This window comes from Planococcus sp. ANT_H30 (assembly GCF_008369335.1).
Taxonomy (GTDB): Bacteria; Bacillota; Bacilli; order Bacillales_A; family Planococcaceae; genus Planococcus; species Planococcus kocurii.
This window is the reverse complement of the sequence record NZ_VOBJ01000005.1, coordinates 168508-185786: the sequence shown is the minus strand read 5'-3', so window position 1 is coordinate 185786 and position 17279 is coordinate 168508. Positions and strand designations below refer to the sequence as shown.

At 39.9% G+C, this 17279-nt stretch carries 19 protein-coding genes; 8 read left to right on the top strand and 11 right to left on the bottom strand.

Going from position 1 to position 17279, the window contains the following annotated elements:
* The first annotated feature begins 4 nt into the window (after positions 1–4).
* From FQ085_RS12405 to FQ085_RS12395, 3 genes are all read left to right on the top strand, one after another.
* Positions 5–1120, top strand: coding sequence for a DUF445 domain-containing protein (locus tag FQ085_RS12405; protein WP_078080819.1), 1116 nt, complete (start codon positions 5–7; stop codon positions 1118–1120).
* Between the two features lie 20 nt (positions 1121–1140).
* Entirely contained in the window at positions 1141–1488 is a 348-nt protein-coding gene (locus FQ085_RS12400; RefSeq protein ID WP_058386939.1) for a YlbF family regulator, read from the top strand.
* An 89-nt stretch (positions 1489–1577) separates the two neighbouring features.
* A complete protein-coding gene (locus tag FQ085_RS12395; RefSeq protein WP_149456727.1) occupies positions 1578–2357 on the top strand; it encodes an enoyl-CoA hydratase in 780 nt (259 codons plus the stop codon).
* A gap of 37 nt (positions 2358–2394) precedes the next feature.
* On the opposite strand, the gene FQ085_RS12390 is transcribed toward FQ085_RS12395, so the two are convergent.
* Entirely contained in the window at positions 2395–2580 is a 186-nt protein-coding gene (locus FQ085_RS12390; RefSeq protein WP_058385955.1) for a YhzD family protein, read from the bottom strand.
* A 208-nt stretch (positions 2581–2788) separates the two neighbouring features.
* Between FQ085_RS12390 and FQ085_RS12385 the strand changes: the two genes are divergently transcribed.
* Genes FQ085_RS12385 through yhaM form a run of 3 tightly spaced genes read left to right on the top strand, consistent with a single transcriptional unit; the run spans position 2789 to position 7783 of the window.
* A complete protein-coding gene (locus tag FQ085_RS12385) occupies positions 2789–4003 on the top strand; it encodes a metallophosphoesterase family protein (protein WP_149456726.1) in 1215 nt (404 codons plus the stop codon).
* A gap of 4 nt (positions 4004–4007) precedes the next feature.
* Entirely contained in the window at positions 4008–6848 is a 2841-nt protein-coding gene (locus FQ085_RS12380; RefSeq protein WP_058385953.1) for an ATP-binding protein, read from the top strand.
* Entirely contained in the window at positions 6845–7783 is a 939-nt protein-coding gene (yhaM, locus tag FQ085_RS12375) for a 3'-5' exoribonuclease YhaM (RefSeq protein ID WP_058385952.1), read from the top strand. The genes FQ085_RS12380 and yhaM overlap by 4 nt, the downstream gene beginning before the upstream one ends.
* A 137-nt stretch (positions 7784–7920) precedes the next feature.
* Here yhaM and FQ085_RS12370 read toward each other — a convergent pair whose 3' ends face one another.
* The 7 genes from FQ085_RS12370 to FQ085_RS12340 all read right to left on the bottom strand — a co-directional run bounded on the left by FQ085_RS12370 (position 7921) and on the right by FQ085_RS12340 (position 12277).
* Complete coding sequence (locus FQ085_RS12370) at positions 7921–8811, bottom strand: peptidylprolyl isomerase (protein WP_058385951.1); 891 nt, start codon at positions 8809–8811, stop codon at positions 7921–7923.
* A 108-nt stretch (positions 8812–8919) separates the two neighbouring features.
* Positions 8920–9105 carry a hypothetical protein gene (locus tag FQ085_RS12365; RefSeq protein ID WP_006828367.1) on the bottom strand — a complete coding sequence of 62 codons (186 nt, stop codon included), beginning with the start codon at positions 9103–9105 and terminating at the stop codon, positions 8920–8922.
* A gap of 61 nt (positions 9106–9166) precedes the next feature.
* Positions 9167–9712: a DUF3267 domain-containing protein gene (locus FQ085_RS12360; protein ID WP_058385950.1), complete on the bottom strand. Its 546-nt coding sequence runs from the start codon at positions 9710–9712 to the stop codon at positions 9167–9169.
* 101 nt (positions 9713–9813) lie between these two features.
* Positions 9814–10377: an HTH-type transcriptional regulator Hpr gene (locus FQ085_RS12355; protein WP_078080228.1), complete on the bottom strand. Its 564-nt coding sequence runs from the start codon at positions 10375–10377 to the stop codon at positions 9814–9816.
* Positions 10378–10662: 285 nt separating this feature from the next.
* Positions 10663–11085 (bottom strand): YtxH domain-containing protein, encoded by a 423-nt coding sequence (locus tag FQ085_RS12350; RefSeq protein ID WP_058385948.1) that lies wholly within the window; start codon positions 11083–11085, stop codon positions 10663–10665.
* Between the two features lie 125 nt (positions 11086–11210).
* On the bottom strand, positions 11211–11741 hold the full coding sequence (locus tag FQ085_RS12345) for a tryptophan transporter (protein ID WP_058385947.1): 531 nt from the start codon (positions 11739–11741) through the stop codon (positions 11211–11213).
* A 104-nt stretch (positions 11742–11845) separates the two neighbouring features.
* The gene (locus FQ085_RS12340) at positions 11846–12277 is read right to left on the bottom strand and encodes an HIT family protein (RefSeq protein ID WP_058385946.1); all 432 of its coding nucleotides are present in this window, start codon (positions 12275–12277) and stop codon (positions 11846–11848) included.
* A 109-nt stretch (positions 12278–12386) separates the two neighbouring features.
* Between FQ085_RS12340 and FQ085_RS12335 the strand changes: the two genes are divergently transcribed.
* Complete coding sequence (locus FQ085_RS12335; protein ID WP_058385945.1) at positions 12387–13136, top strand: ABC transporter ATP-binding protein; 750 nt, start codon at positions 12387–12389, stop codon at positions 13134–13136.
* Positions 13120–14322 carry an ABC transporter permease gene (locus FQ085_RS12330; RefSeq protein ID WP_149456725.1) on the top strand — a complete coding sequence of 401 codons (1203 nt, stop codon included), beginning with the start codon at positions 13120–13122 and terminating at the stop codon, positions 14320–14322. The genes FQ085_RS12335 and FQ085_RS12330 overlap by 17 nt, the downstream gene beginning before the upstream one ends.
* A gap of 39 nt (positions 14323–14361) precedes the next feature.
* On the opposite strand, the gene FQ085_RS12325 is transcribed toward FQ085_RS12330, so the two are convergent.
* The 3 genes from FQ085_RS12325 to FQ085_RS12315 all read right to left on the bottom strand — a co-directional run bounded on the left by FQ085_RS12325 (position 14362) and on the right by FQ085_RS12315 (position 17255).
* Positions 14362–15531, bottom strand: coding sequence for a M20 metallopeptidase family protein (locus FQ085_RS12325; protein ID WP_149456724.1), 1170 nt, complete (start codon positions 15529–15531; stop codon positions 14362–14364).
* Between the two features lie 179 nt (positions 15532–15710).
* Positions 15711–16706, bottom strand: coding sequence for a sodium:calcium antiporter (locus FQ085_RS12320; protein WP_149456723.1), 996 nt, complete (start codon positions 16704–16706; stop codon positions 15711–15713).
* A gap of 42 nt (positions 16707–16748) precedes the next feature.
* Positions 16749–17255, bottom strand: a complete 507-nt coding sequence (locus tag FQ085_RS12315; RefSeq protein WP_149456722.1) for an antibiotic biosynthesis monooxygenase family protein — start codon at positions 17253–17255, stop codon at positions 16749–16751.
* Between the last annotated feature and the right edge of the window lie 24 nt (positions 17256–17279).

Genomic DNA, 17279 nt, shown 5'->3' with positions numbered 1-17279 from the left:
TTTTATGGCGATTGTGGGTGCGTTAATTGGTGGCGTCACCAACCATTTAGCAATTAAAATGCTTTTTTGGCCGTACGAGGCAAAGTATATTGGGAAATGGCGAGTCCCACTGACACCGGGACTCATTCCGAAACGACGCGATGAACTATCTCGTCAACTGGGTCGAACAGTTGTTGAGCATCTGTTAACTCCTGAGACATTCAAAAAGAGGTTTTTTAACGAGGAAATGCACATTAAAACAGAAAAATGGATCAATCGACAGCTGCAGAAGCACTTATTTAATTCTCCAAAATCCTTCAACGACTGGCTGCAAGAAGCTGGACAAACAGAAATGGATATAAAAATAGAAGCAAAATTAGATGAGTTGGTTGATCTGCAAAAAGAGTCCTTGCAACAGTATATTGCTGGGAAAACGATTCGTGAACTCATGCCTGAAAACTGGAAAGCAGAGACAGAAGCCAAACTCTATGAAGGTGTCGAATATGCCATCAGTCAAGGAACAACTTATTTTGAATCGCCGCAAGGAAGACAAACGATCAAGTCTTTGTTGGATGAATTTTTAGAATCGCGAGGTCGCTTTGGTCATATGCTGCATTCTTTGCTTGGTGAGTCAAAACCGTTAGTAGATCGGATTCAACCGGAAATTATCAAATTTCTCAACTCCCCAAGAACCTTCGAATTGGTAGGAACATTGGCATTTAGTGAATGGGAAAAAGTACAGGACCGGAGAGTCGATGAGTTACTTAAAGAATTTGATTTTGATACAGCATTAACCGCAGTGAAACAGTATGTGCGTGAAAAAGCCGCGATTTCAACGCGTTTAAACACAACACTTGCAGAGACTTGGCCTGGAGGGTTAAAATGGACGAGTGTCAATTTTACGCCACTTGTGACAGACTTTGTCTTCGAACAAGGAGAGCATAAACTGGAAGAAACCATATTGAAAATTGATATGGAAGGTATGGTGAAAGAGCAAGTCGATTCTCTGCCGCTCAGTCGCCTAGAAGAATTGGTGCTTGGAATATCCCGGAGAGAATTTAAAATGATTACCGTATTGGGCGCTTTTTTAGGAGGATTCATCGGAATCTTCCAAGGGATTTTCGTCATGATACTAAACTAACAAAGAGGAGATGGATGAACATGACAGTAAACATTTATGACGACATCAACAAATTAGAAAGCACGTTCCGTTCAACAGACGAGTTTAAGAAATTAGAAGAGGCAGTTGCACAAGTAACTTCTGATAAAGAAGCAAATGAGTTATTTAAGACGTTCCGTGATTTGCAGATTTCTCTTCAGCAAAAACAAACACAAGGTGAAGAAATTACAGAAGAAGAAATGATGAACGCGCAAAGCACTGCACAAGCAGCTCAGCAAAACGAAAAAATTCTTGCAATGCTTGAAGCTGAAATGGGATTAAGCCAAATGATCGAAGAAGTAAACCGTGTCTTGATCAAACCGGTTCAGTCTTTATACGAAAGCATGTAATTTTCAAAAAAATAAAGGAATAATAGAAAGAGACACCGAATACATAGAAGTGAATGACAATTCATTTCTATGAAGGGGTGTCTCTTTTTATGTACGAAACGATTGAATTGACAAAACAAGGACGAATCGGCCAATTGGTTTTGAATCGTCCGAAATCAATGAATGCCATGAATGGAACGATGATGAAAGAACTAGCGGATTGCTTTGAATCTTTGTTGCAAGACAGCACAATACAGGTCCTAATTATTCGTGGCGAAGGTAGAGCATTTTCAGCGGGCGGCGATATCAAAGAGATGATGGACCCGGAACATCCAATGGATATCGATTTGGTTATGAAGGACGTCAGCCGCTTGGCAAAAGCACTTTACACGCTGCCACAAATTACAATTGCTGCTATACATGGAGCAGCAGCTGGTCTTGCTTTTAGTATGGCACTGGCCTGTGACTATGTAGTCGCAGAAGAAAATAGTAAATTGGCTATGAATTTTATCGGCATCGGGCTAGTACCAGATGGTGGCGGTCATTTCTTTATGAAAGAACGAGTAGGTGTACCAAAAGCCAAGCAGATTATTTGGTCAGGACAAGTGTTAAAAGCACACGATGCACTAGCAAAAGGATTAATCGAAGAAGTGACTGCCGAAGGAAGAGGTCTTGAAAAAGCAGAAGCTTATGCAACTGAAGCAATCTCATCACCAATCGGTGCTAAATTGGCATCTAAGCACATTCTTCATCAATGGAAAGTAAAAGAGTTAGTCAGTACGCTGGACATGGAAGCGGCAGCACAATCGGCAATGCGGAAATCAGAAGATCATTTAGAAGGCATCCAAGCATTTGTTGAAAAGCGAAAACCTGAGTTTAAAGGTCTATAAAAAGCATGGCGGAATCTCCGCCATGCTTTTTACGTTCTTATGAATGGAAAAGAATAAGTTTCCCAGCGGGTGACGCTAAGCGATGTGTTTGGTTAATCAATTCTTTTTCTTCTAACATAGCTTGACCTTTACCACGCGCTTCTTCGTCCGTCTCAGCGGTAAATGTTTCGTCTAGTAGTTGTTTGCCAGTTTGTTCAAAAGCTGTCAGTTTGTAAGTTCTCAAGCAGAATCAATCCTTTCTGAATGGATGTTCATTTTAAGTATAAAGGCTTTCCATTAAAAAGTCCTGTCATTTTTAAAACATCTTATTAAGTGCTTTGGAACATTGATCGATTCGACTGTTTACAGAAACTTTTCTGCAAAGAGTTTTTTTAATGGTTTTGTCATGGTAAAATAAGAACAAATATTCGGTAATTAAAAGGGGTTTATTTATGGAGTCGATTCGCTTTATCCACACGGCAGATTTGCATTTAGGAAGCCCTTTTATCGGCATGAGGGATTTGCAAAAAGAGCAATGGCAAAAATTAAAAGACAGTACGTTAGAAGCGTTCGATCGACTTATCAACTATGCACTAAAAACAAAACCAGATTTCGTGTTAATTGTGGGAGACATTTATGACGGGGAAGATCGCAACATTCGTGCGCAAGCGCGTTTTCAAAAAGGCATGCAACTACTTGCTAATCAAAAAATACCAGTTATTATGTGCTACGGCAATCATGATCATTTAAGTGGCAATTGGACGCGCTTTGAACTTCCGGAAAATGTTCATGCTTTTGATGACACAGTTTCTCAATTCAAACTAGCCACCGCCTCAGGGCCTGTAACGTTTACTGGATTTAGCTATGGCAAACGTCACATTAGTGAGTCCATGGTCAAGCAATACCCGGTAGCGCAAAACCAAGAGTATCATATTGGGCTACTACATGGCAGTCTCGAAGGAGACTCAACACATGCTGTTTATGCGCCTTTTAAAAAAGAACAACTACTTAGTAAGCAATACGATTATTGGGCATTAGGGCACATCCACAAGCGTCAAGAACTTGCTAATGAGCCCGCTATCGTGTATCCCGGTAATATTCAAGGACGTCACCGGAAGGAAACCGGTGTAAAAGGCTTTTATGAAGTGACTTTGTCAAAGGCAACAACACAATTAGCATTTATTCCAACGTCAGTTGTTCAATTCGACAGAGTGGCTGTTTCAGCTAAAGGCATTGTTCACATGAATGAATTGATCGAGGCTTGCCAAGACAAACTAAGTCTTTTTACTCAAGGAGCAGGAGCTGCCATTATTGAATTGGTCTTTACAGAATTGGATCAAGAAAGCTTTCAACTGCTGGCTGAAATTCCCGAAAGTGAATTATTAGAAATGCTTCGTGAGTCGATTGCTGAAATGGAATGGTTTGTTTGGATCCAATCGATTCAACTTCAGCCAGTGGAACAAGATAGTGAACTTTCTCCAATAGGAGCAACGTTGATTGAGACGATAGAGAGCTGGGAAATAGACAATTGGAAAGCTATTTTGAAGGATTTGTACAGACATCCAAAAAGTAGCCGGTTTTTAGAAGCTGTAGACGATCAAACCGTCGGAGAACTTCAATTAGCTACCGCCCAAAAAATTCGGCGTAGGATGCAGGCGGGAGAGTGACAACATGAGAATCGAAAAATTAACAATCTATGGTTTTGGCAAACATGAAAACCGAACCATCGAATTAGGAAATCAATTGGTTTTATTTTATGGTCCCAATGAAGCGGGGAAAACAACAATTCAGCAATTTATCATTCAACTTCTTTTTGGCTTTCCTACACGCAATCAAACGCAATTACGGTACGAGCCAAAAACTGGCGGAAAATATGGGGGCAAACTATATTTGACGGACCCGTATTATGGAAAGCTTGTAATCGAACGAACAAAAGGAAAATCCGCTGGAGACGTCATAGTAGAATTTGAAGACGGTCACAGAGGTGGTGATACCGAGTTGAAACAAATCTTGCGAAACTACGATCGCGCTTCTTTTGAAGCAATTTTTTCATTTTCGATTCATGAATTGCAAGGCCTAGATCAACTCAGTGAATCAGAACTGAGCCGAACTTTACTAGCTTCAGGGACAACAGGTATTGATGCCTTGACAGATTTAGAAAATCAGCTTGAAAAACAAATGGCTGAGCTATTTAAAAAAAATGGTCGCAAACCACAAATAAATGCCTTGGTTGAAGAGCTTCGTGACATCGAAGAACAGCTAAAGGAACTTCGACACCGTGCAGAGCTCTATAGTCCTGCTACTGAGCGATTACAAGCAATTGAACAGCGTTTAAAGGTCATTGAAGAAGTAGAAGCAGAAATGGATCAAGAGCTTAAAGAAATCCACAGATGGCAACAAGCCGCGCCATTAGTAGCAGACCAGCATAGATTGACTAAGCAATTAGACAATCTTGCCATTACGCAATTCCCAGCAGAAGGCAGAAGGCAAATGGATCGGTTAGTGGATAAGCTAACTCAAACAAAAGCCGATATGGAGTATTTAACCAACCAACGTCACCTACTAACCACTGCAGATAAAGCCGATTCTTTAGACGCGATTGAGAATTTATTGAATCGTGAATCAGACTGGCACCAATTAAATCTACAACTAGTTCAAAAGCGTAATGAAACAATCGAGTTATCAGAAGAACGCGAAGAACTATTATCGTTACTTGGACTTACGGAACAACAAGCGATGGCGGTTGATGTTTCGTTAAATCACGAAGAGCAATTGCTTGAGAGGTTGAAGGAGTTGGATGTAGAAGAAGAAAACCAACGCTTTAACCAACGTAATTTGCAAGAAGAGAAAAACAAATTGGTACGGGCAGAACAAGATTTATCGGCGTTTTTAGTTCAAGAACCAACTGCAAAAGAACGACTCATTGCAGAAGAATGGCCAGAGATTTCAGCACAATTAGCAGAAGCTAAAGCTGCTTCGAAGTTTCAAAAAAGCGACACTGGACAAGACCAAATCGTTCGTTTTGCATTGTTTGGACTGGGGTTACTCGTAGCAGCTTATGGATTTATCCAATCGACTGCTTTACTTATTGTGATTGGACTTGTCGCAATGGCTGCAGGTGTATGGCTTTTTGTGAAAATGCGAAAACCCAATGAGCTGCCTGCAAATTACGCCGCTCTGATTAAAAAATACAGTGGAAAAGAATGGCAGTACGAAACACTCATCACAAAAGTAGCCGAGTTTGATCGGCAGTTAGACAGCTTGATGAATCGTGTAGAGACAGTCAAAAAGAACATAACCAGTTATATAGCTGTCGATTCAACCGCTGTAGCACAAGAGGCTTATCAGCAACTCTTGCTTGAAATTGGTTTGAAACCAGATGCTAGTCGAACGATGATACTGGAGCTTTTTAGTAAGTTGCGAAAAGTTCATGCAAATTATTCGCGTATATTACGAATTCAAGATGAAATAGACAAATTAGCAATGCAACAACAAGAGTGGATGGATAAAGCGCAGCAAGCATGTGGCAAAGAGCTCGCAATAGCAGGCTTGATTGCCACGCTGCGTTCTGAACAATCAGTGCGACAGCAAAAGAAAGATCAATGGAATAAGCAACAAAGTGAAACCCATGACTTGTTAGAAAAAATCGAGCGGTTGCAAGCATTCCAAGAGCAACTTGAAAAAGAACAGCAAGTGCTAATTGCCTATGCGTTAGCAGAAGATGTCTTTGATTTTTACCGGTTGGCCGATCAATGGGATCAGAAAAAACGAGTGGAAAAAGAACTTGAATTGGTCGAAGGGCAATTGCAAGCTATTGGAGAAATTGAATTGCCAGGAGACTGGGAGTCGGATCATACACAGCAAGCAATTGAGCAACGACAAGAAAAAATGACAGAGCTTAAAGCCCAGCGAAATAAATTATTAAACGAACAAGCAGACAAGCAACACTTGACTCAGATGTTAGTAACGGATACTTCTTACGAAGAAAAGTTACAGCATTTTGAAGAGAAAAAAGCCGAATTTATTGATTTGGCGAAGCAGTGGTCCATCAACAAAGCAATTGTTGAAGCAATCAACCAAACGATGAGTGAACTAAAAGAAAAAAAACTACCTGCTGTACTAGCTAACGCTCAGCTTTATTTTAGTAAATTGACAAATGGTGCTTATACCGAATTAGCCATGAATCGAACCGGCTATTTTGAAGCTAAGCGTCAAGACGGGACACGTTTTCCAATTTCAGAACTTAGTCAGGCAACAAAAGAACAAGCGTATTTAGCATTGAGGTTGTCGTTGGCTGTATCTATGAAAAAAAGCCATCCGTTTCCGATCATTATGGACGATGCTTTTGTTCATTTTGATCGCAGTCGACTGCAGCAAATGATAAACTTAGTGACAGAGCTGCAAAAAGAGCACCAGTTCATCTATTTTACTTGCCACGACAGCATGCAACAGGCTTGGCCTAATGCGCAAATTATTAACGTGGCCATTACCGAAAGGAGCGTTCATTCATGACTAAAGGAATTACACAGTATGCAGTCGGCGAGACAGTCGATGAATTCTTATTGATCAAACAGTCTGTAAAAGGAGTTACGACTACCGGAAACCCATTTATTTCGCTCGTGTTACAAGACAAAAGCGGAGACATTGAAGCAAAATTATGGGATACAAAAGATGAGCAGGAAAAAACATTCGCTGCTGAAACAATCGTCCGTGTCGGTGGTGAAATCCATAATTACAGAGGGAAAAACCAATTGCGGATTAAAAGCATTCGTCCAGCAAAACCAGATGAACATCAGTCAATATCAGACTTGATGCCATCTTCGGAAAAGTCGACAGATGAATTGTTAGAAGAAGTAACGAAGTATTTGTTCGAAATGGAGAATCCCCAAATCCAACGAATGACACGTTACTTGCTGAAGAAATATCAGCAGCAATTCTTAACTTATCCTGCAGCAACACGTAATCATCATGACTATGTGTCTGGTCTGGCAGATCATGTGGTGTCCATGTTGAAGCTAGGTAAAGCACTGGTCGACATTTATCCAGGATTGAACAAAGATTTACTGTTTGCAGGAATTATTCTTCATGACATCGGCAAAGTGATCGAACTTTCTGGACCCATTGCAACTACATATACAGTAGAAGGCAATTTGATTGGACATATTTCCATTATGGTAACAGAAGTAGCAAAAGCTGCAGAAGAGTTGGAAATTGAAGGCGAAGAAGTTATGCTACTGCAACACATCATTCTTTCTCACCACGGCAAAGAGGAGTGGGGAAGCCCGAAAAAACCAATGCTGAAAGAAGCAGAAATTCTTCATTATATCGATAATATCGATGCGAAAATGATGATGCTGGACCGTGTTCTTGGGAAAACAAAAGAAGGAGAGTTTTCTGAACGCGTCTTTGCATTGGATAACCGCTCATTTTACAAACCGAAAATTTAATGAAGAACTGAGTCTCCAGCGAAAAATAGACACAGACAAGTTAGCTATCTTGTCTGTGTCTATTTGTATGCAAAAAAGAACCGTTGCTAAAAGTCAGTTGCCAAACTTTTAGAACGGTTCTTTTAAAGTAACTTCTATTATTCAGTTGGAGCAGCAGGCGTTTGAGGATTTAAAATATCATCTAGTGCCCCTTTAAGATCTTCGTCCTGGATTTCTACATTTGCGTCTTTCATCAACTCAGCGACTTTTGGAAGCAAAGTGGATTGATCTGCTTTAGCTATAGCCAAATCAGAACGAATCTTATCTTTTTGGTCTTCTAGTGCCGGTTGATCTTCTACTTTACGTGTTTCAAGAACTTGAATGATATGGAAGCCGAATTCAGATGCGACAGGTTCACTAATTTCGTCAATTTCAAGCTCGTAAGCGACTTTTTCGAACTCAGGAACCATTGCCCCTGGACCGAACCAATCAACGTTACCGCCATTTTCAGCAGAACCGGTATCTGTCGAATTTTCTTTAGCTAATTTCGCGAAATCAGCGCCTTCATCCAATTGCTTTTTAAGAGAGTTAGCGGTTTCTTCATCAGCAACAAGAATGTGACGTGCATTTAATTCAGTGCCTTGGCGATCGTATTGTGTCTGTATTTCTTTATCCGTCACTTCGATGCCTTCAGTCAATGCTTTTTCTTGTAATAAATTCAAACGGATTACTTTTTTGTAGCTTTCTTCTGTTTGGTTGTTCTGGGTTAGAAATTGGTCAAAGCTTTCTCCAAGTTCTTCTTTGTTGCTGTCGTATTCTGCCGTTACTTCTTTGTCAGTCACTTCGAAGTTTTCAGCAAGTACTTTTTCAATTAGTAAAATTTGAACTGCTTGTTCACCAATCGATGTTTTCATTTCTTCATAAAGCTCGTCTTTTGTAATATCACCAGCATCAGAAGTTACAATTGTTTTGTCATCCCCGCTATCGCTACACGCAGATAAAGCCAGTACAGATGCTGCCAAAGTAAATGTTAAAAAAGATTTTTTCATTAGATTTCGCTCCCAACTTTCTATCTAGATGCAGTAGTTACTATACTATAAACGTATTACGGTTTGCAAAGTTTCAAAAAAAAGTCACTTGCCAAAGAGGCAAGTGAGTTAAGGTGTAAATTCTACACCTACATACAACGATACCAATAGTATTGTAATTAATATATTTATCGTTCGGAATATCTTTTGATGATTTTCTTCTGGAATTTCTCGAGAAGTTACAAGTGCCAATGTCATCCGGTTGATCTGGAAAAGATAAAACACAGAGAACATAACAATAAATGCGATAATCATGGATTTCCTCCCCTCTGACTTTACTTCCTAGTATAACAAAGACCGGAAGAAAAAGCAGATATCAGCTAACTACTGGAGGGATCAGGATTTCAAAGCCGGTGTCTGTTTCTTCTATTAATGCATACTTTGGCGAACGGGCTAAGTTACGAAGGTAAATAATGTCCGTCAAGCACAGCGCACAATGATACGCCAAAAGCATAGCGAAGTAATGGCTAAATTCAGGCATTGCAATACTTAAGCTAATAATAGCCGTATTTAGTACAAGAAAAGGTGTACCCAATGAAAGCAAAAACCGTATTTTGGGAACCGGTTCATTGACATGGAGTGAAAAAGCGGGACACACTTTCATTTGTTTTCGAATTATGAATTTCAATGATTTATGGCAGCCGATCAAAGGCAAGAAATGCAAAATCTTGTGAAGCGGATAAATAGCGAGCAAAGACACTATAAAAAATAGAAAATATTGATCGGATAGAGGCGTGGCATAGACGATTGCAAGCCCAATGTAAGAAGCCATAAAAACAGCGACTCCAAAAAGCGCAGAGATCATGAAAAGCCGGTCAAATCCGTATTGTTTTTTTAAGTTAATTGTTTTCCAGCAGTGCATGTGTGCATCCCCTATTTACTAAATTCATTTTTGATTCGATACATACAATACAATGATTTATAAGGAAATGCAACCATAATTTTTTTTTATGAAATGACTTGTTATTGCTGGCTTTCTTGATGCTTGATAACATGGTTTTCTTCGCTAAATCGATTCTCAATATTTTTGAAGGAAGCTTCGAAGATTTCCATGAAGTCTTCGCCATAAATATTGCGTATAACAGCCATGATGTCCATGAATTCAGGGAACTTTCCGTAGAGTTCGCGTAAAGGTAGAGAGCCTTCAATGACGGAGTGAGGAGTTTCATGATAGTTCTCAATCATCTCCTGCATTAATTTTTCGCCTTTCTCAGTTAGCTGGACATACGTATTGCGTTTATCCGTATCGCGTTTTGAAAAAGACAGCAGTTCACGTTCTTCTAATTTTTTGGAGAAGTTAAAAGCAGTGGAAACATGCATCACACCAAATTTTGCGACATCTGAAATCGAAGCGCCTTTTAAATGATAGGAAATCCAAAGAATGTGATGTTCATTAATATTCAAATCATAAGGTTTTATCCACATTTGCCAATCTTTTTCTACCGCTTTCCATAGAGCTTTCGACAATTGACCAATGCGTTGACTAAACAGCATAGCTTCTTTCATGGTATATTCCTTCTCGTTCACACAGGCACCAACTTTCCTCCAAAATCTTTTCTTTATTATAGCAGTAAAGCAAACGTAATTAAAGTAAGAATAGTAAAATAATTTACAGTGGGAAGATCTACGAGTTTGTTTAGTTTTTTGGAATAAAAAGACAACGTGGCAAAAGAAATCAAACAGGCAAACGTAAAAGATAACTCAGTCTCCAAAAATCACTGCGATGGATTTTTGTTAAATAGTAGATTTACAATGAGCTTTCTAAGTTATAAACAGACCATCAAAAAAAACAACCGCCGGAAGGCAGTTGTTTTAAGCGCTTTGTGTATCATCGTCAACTTTTTCTGATTTGGGTTGGTCATCATTTTTTATAACTTTTTTATCTTTGCTAATGGCTTTTTGCAATTCTTCGATTGAATTTTGGATGGCCATGATTTCAAGTTGAAGATGTTCTTTAGCAGGAGCGGTACTCTCTGTCCATGTTTCCAGTGAAGCTTTTAATCCATCGACTGCTTCAGGAAGCTGAGATTTAGCTTCTTCTGTTAAATGATTGATCGACTCTTTTAAGCTATTCACTTTATCTTTTAGTTCGGTCAAATATTCTTTCCATTCAGCTGACGTTGATTTCACTGTAGAGCGAAATTCCTGTCCTGATTGTGGAGTAGAGAATAAAGCTGTTGCAGCTCCAGCTGCTACCCCTGTAGCAAGTCCTAAGAAAAATCTTGATGCTTTCATATTTGAAACGCCCCTTTCTTCCTATAAACTTCTTTTCCTCTATTATACCTAATTAAAACATATAGATGAACGACTATTCAATAAAAAGAGCTTTTCACTGTTGTTACTAGTGAAAAGCTCTTTTGTTAGGCGGCTTGCGAAACCGCCGTTTCGAATTTTGAACGCTTGACCAATGTAATCACAATCGGGTAAATAAAAGCGAAAGCGATTCCGTTTAACAAAACTGCAGGCAGCACTACTGTGACAAACAACAAACTAAAAGGAATGTTGGCGCCAATAACGAAAATAGCAGCAGAAAGGAAAATCGTTCCCGATAATACAGTTCCCATTGCAACAAGGGCAATCGTAACAGGTAACTTTGCAACGAATTTTTTCAATAGCATGACCAAAGCAAGGAACACAAACGCTGTGATAAATTTATCGATAATATTCGGGAAAAAGCCGCCTGGGAATGTCGAGAATAGACCTGATAAGACACCGGTCGTTACTGCTAATAAGAAGACATTTTTTACATTTGGGAACAACAGAATTCCGACAAACATCATTGTCAACATAAAGTCGGGCTTCATCCCGCCGTTGATGCCTGGAATCACTACATAAAGTGTGGCTCCGACACTGACCAACAGCGCCATTAAAACTAGATTTTTCGTATTCATTTCTCATCTCTCCTCAGCTATGTGCTAGTTTCTTTTTCCCGGACGTGCCCTCATGACCGCCGGCGAAAAACTTAACCTGATTTTATCCTGTTTACTTCAGAAAATCAAGCTTCAGCGTTTAACTTTTCTTTTACGCTTTCTGCCAGTTCTTGTATACGTTCAGAAGTGAATTCTTTTTCCTTGGTCATCCACTTGGCACCGAAACCATCACTTTGACCATAGCGTGGGATAAAGTGTAAGTGGAAGTGGAAAACACTTTGTCCGGCTTTTGCGCCATTATTGTTTAGCAGGTTCATGCCTTCAGGTTGAAAGGTTTCATTGATAGCTTTAGCAATTTTAGGAGCTACGGAAAACAAGTTGGCTGCTTCTTCTGGGGTCATGTCGTATACGAATTCACGATGTGTTTTCGGAATAAGTAAAGTATGGCCTTTTGACAAGGGCATAATATCCATAAAAGCGAAGACGTGCTCATCTTCATAAATTTTTACGCTAGGGATTTCGCCTGCAATAATTTTGCAGAAAATACAATTTGTCATTGGGGATCATCCTTTCCATTTTCACCATGTTACCATAATTGCCATATGACAAAAGAAATCGAGAGTCAGTTTTGATACAATAGTTTAATAGAAAGAAAGAGGTGTTTCGATGGCTATTTTGGAAGTTGATGCGTTAACAGGGGGGTATACACGTAAACCCGTTTTACAAGAAGTGACGTTTTCGATAGGAAAAGGAGAACTTGTGGGCTTGATTGGCTTGAACGGAGCAGGCAAGAGTACCACCATCAAACATATTATCGGTTTGATGCAACCAAAATCAGGGCAGATCCGCTTGAATGGCAAAACTTTTGAAGAAGATATGGACACGTATCGATCTGCTTTTTCCTATATTCCGGAGACTCCAGTGTTATATGAAGAATTAACATTGCGTGAACATCTTGAACTGACAGCGATGGCTTATAATATCGATGCTAAGCTGTTTGAAAAACGTTCTGCAGAATTGTTGAAGGAATTTCGAATGGAAAAGCGCCTAAAATGGTTCCCGTCACATTTTTCAAAAGGAATGCGTCAAAAAGTGATGATTATGAGTGCGTTTCTCGTGAATCCCGCACTGTATATCATCGACGAACCTTTTGTTGGACTCGATCCACTGGGTATTAAATCACTATTAGATCAAATGGAAAAACAAAAGAAAAAAGGCGCATCGGTGCTGATGTCGACACATATTTTGTCCACAGCTGAGCGTTATTGTGACCGGATTATCCTGCTTCATAATGGCCGTGTGCGAGCAAGTGGGACAATGGAAGATTTGCGCAAAGCCTTTAATATGCCAGATGCGTCGCTAGACGATTTGTATATTGCGATGACCGAGGATGAGCTAAATGAAGAATTTGCATGATATTTGGTCAAGACGACTTCATAAGCACACCGTTGAAGTTCAAAACTATTTAAAATATATTTTTACAGGTCATATTGCCGTCGTTTTACTTTTTGCACTCGGAGCTGCCGGTTTTGCTTATAGCGAATGGATACAGGATATTCCCCCTGAATTCCCAGCCGCATGGCTATTAGCAGGAGTGTTTGGATTGTTGCTCGCCATCAGTCCACCGTCAACCTTGTTAAAAGAAGCGGATACGGTGTATTTTTTGCCATTGGAAAGCAAATTAGATGAGTTTTTGAAACCTGCTTTAAAATGGTCGTTCGTGTCTCAACTGTATTTGCCGGTAGTCGTTTTCATCGTTTCGCTGCCGATGGTCAACGCCCTATACGGTCTGCCGTCTTCTTTTTTGATTGGCTTTCCAATTCTCTTACTGCTAATCAAATGGTGGAATGTTCAAACTGAATTCGCCTTTCGACGCCAAGGAGCAGGAGAAGGCGTGTGGCTAGACCGATTGTTACGTTTTTTACTAGTTGGTTTGTTCACCTACTTTTATATAGAAGAGCAGTTAATAGTTGCTGTATTTGTTCTGTTTGCTATCATTTTTTATGGCAAATGGATTACTCGTAAAGCCGTTGGCAAGCCTTTTGCTTATGAGCATTTTATTGCACTAGAAGAAAATCGCATGCTGCGTTTTTATCAGTTTGCTAATTACTTTACCGATGTCCCTCATCTAAAGGGAAAAATAAAAGTCAGGTCATGGCTCAATTGGATTTATCGCTTTATTAAGCCGGGAGCAAAAAATGCTCACTTGTATTTGGTTTGTAGAACGTTTATCCGGTCAGATGAATTATTTTATTTATGGGTACGGCTAACTGTCATTGTTATGATAGGTGCTTGGTTCATTCCGTTTCAAGTGGGTGTGGCATTGTTTGCAGGCGCGTTGGCGTTCGCAACCACTATTCAAATTTGGCAGGGCTTGACACATACACAACATTTCCGAATGGACAATTTGTTTCCACTATCTCACTTTAGTAGACAACAAGCTGTTTTTAAACTTATTCTTGCGTTGCAACTAGTGCAGAGCATCGCTGCAGCCATCATGTTAGTAATTATGGGTCAGTTGATCACAGCTTTGATAACGCTTATGGTTATTTTGGTCGTGTCTTTCGTGACTGTTACTGTATTAAAAAGTAAAAAAACTTAAAAACAAACCCGGCCTCTGAAAAAGAGGCTGGGTTTGTTTTTATTGATGAAAATGAATAGCTGCTGTGCCTAAAGTTTTAGCGGCGACAAGCATCGCTTCTTCTTTAAAATCGAATTTCGGATGGTGGTGGGGGAACACATCACCATCGGGCATAGCTCCTGTAAAGAAGAAGGCTCCAGGAATTTCCTCTAAGTAGTAGGCGAAATCTTCTCCACCCATTTGAGGAGGGCAGTCAAAGACTTCTGTAACGCCTGGAACGGTTTCCGCAATGCTTTTAATATAAAGCGTTTCTTTTTCATGATTAATGACAGCCGGATAGCCTCGTTTGAAATTAAATTCATAACGACTGTTGTTAGCCAAACTCGTTCCTTTAATGACGCGCTCCATTTCTGTTTCCATCAAGCTACGAACATCTTCCTTAAATGAACGGACAGTACCTGACAATACAGCTTGGTCTGCGATAATATTAAACGGGTTTTGCGCAACAAATGAACCGATAGACAAGACAGCAGATTCTAAAGGATCTACACGTCTAGATACTAAAGACTGGAGAGTAGAGACAATTTGAGAGCCGACGACAACTGCATCAATGGTTTCATGAGGACTTGCTCCGTGACCACCACGACCTTGAATTTTCAATTGAAAGCTATCTGCTGCTGCCATAATTGGACCGACACGCGTGTCAATTCTCCCGAATGGTGTCGTTGACCAAAGGTGCGTGCCAAAAATGGCATCAACGCCTTCCAAGACACCAGCTTCTATCATAGACTTTGCCCCTCCAGGAACGAGTTCTTCAGCGTGCTGATGAATTAATATGTAGGTTCCTGCTAATTCTTCACGCATGGTGTAGAGTGTTTTCCCTAAAACTAAGAGAGTGGCTGTATGACCATCGTGTCCGCATGCATGCATGACACCATCAACAGTTGATCGGTAAGATACTCCTTCTTTCTGGTCCTGAATCGGCAAGGCATCAAAATCAGCGCGCAATGCAACGGTTTTTCCAGGTTTTGCGCCTTGAATGGTTGCGACGACACCATTTCCACCAATATTGTGTTTAACGTCAATGCCTAATTTTTTGTAATAATCTCGAATAAACTGAGCAGTTTGGGTTTCTTGAAACGACGGTTCAGGATTCATGTGGAGGTGACGACGAATCTCGACCATTTCTGGGTAAGCAGCATCTAATTTAGCGTAAAGCGTATCAATCATTTTTAAAACCCCTTTCTTTTTTAAAAGCATATCATAAATAACTAGCAGTATGAAAATGAACCTAAATGTAATATGCGATATATGGTATAGGAACTATTAATTTATTTAAGATTTAAAAGAAATAAAAAAAGCAAAGTCCAACTCCGCAGACGGGAATCGGACTTTGCTTTTAGTTTATCTTAGTAAGTGAAATTAAAGTAAGATGCTGCGAAATACACAACGACAATAATAACTGACGGTAGTGCATAGGATAGTGTAGAACCACTCTTTTTTCTATAAAGCGAAAACAAAGCGAGCAATGACATGATCAATACACCGACAGCGATAATCATATTCGCACCAGATACCCCTGAAATAATCGTCCCAGCAGTATATACAGGGTCAGAAAGGGCAAGAATGATCATATTAAAGATGTTGCTTCCGAGAATTGCACCAACAGCCATGTTCACATTGTTCAATCGTAGCGCCACAAAAACAGAAATGGCTTCTGGAAGAGAAGTCGCTGCTGCAATTAAGAAACTACCGATAAAGCTAGAGCCGATTCCAGTAATGATCGCAATTTCGTCTCCTGTAATGGATAGCGCCGTCCCAGCAGCTAAAATGATCAGTGCCGCGATAACAAAACGAAAAATGGCTGCTTTTGACGATAAAGAAGCACTTGGGTTATCAGGTTCTTCTTCTGACTCGGCAATTGCTTCTGCTTGAGGATCAAGAGACGGCAATTTATTGATAGCAATCATACCAACTATATAAGTGATGGCAATGATTAATGCATCTAAACCAATACCTAAAATTTGGACATCAATGCGTAACCAAAGTGCCAAAATGACCAAAACCGTTAATAAGGTTCCAAGAAGCGCTGTATAAATATTATTGCGTGAAGCTCGATCTAAAATACGTCGACCACGCAAGAGAAAATCAAATCCAGCGAGGATGAACAAGTTAAACAAGTTCGATCCGATCATGTTTCCAACAGCGATATCAGCGTTGCCAATCGCTGCGGCAGAAAAACTAGTGGAAACTTCAGGCAGAGAAGTAGCACCTGCTAATAATAATGTACCGACCATCATGCCGCCCATTGCTGTTTTGGAACTGATGACATCTGCATATTGAGATAGCTTGATGGAGGCAAATACAGTAAGTGCCGCCGCTAATATAAAAATAACAAAAACCAATTAATTTCCTCCTTTTTAGTTATGGGGCAAGAATATGCTGTATTAGTCTTCTTCAGGCTTTGCTCTATAGGTACTGATATGAGAAACACCTGAGAAAATATTTGGCCGCTGTGCACCACTATCCGGTTTCTCAGAATGAGCTTGTGCAAAAGCTTGAGACTCTTTCCATTTTTCATAAAAAACAGGAGATTCCCATTCAGTCAAAACGATATAAGTATCTGAATCAAGCGGTCTTAAAACACGAAATGCAATGTATCCGGGTTCGTTTTCAATAGCACCCGCACGATTTTTAAAACGATGTTCAAAAATTGGACGACCTTCTTCAGTTACCGGTATATTGTTTAAAACGAAAAATCCTTTCTCAGTTAAGTCACCTGTCCCATCGACGATTTCATAACGCCGAGGTGTTTGGAAAAAAGTTTTTCCTTTTGTTTCGTGCATCATCATTGTCGTATTTTCGCCCTGCATGACGACCATCGTCTCTTGTGGGTGTTTGTCACGCATTTTTTTCATGTAGTCGTATGTTCCAGTTGTCATGTAAAAGTTCATTAATACCCCTCCTAATAATATAAA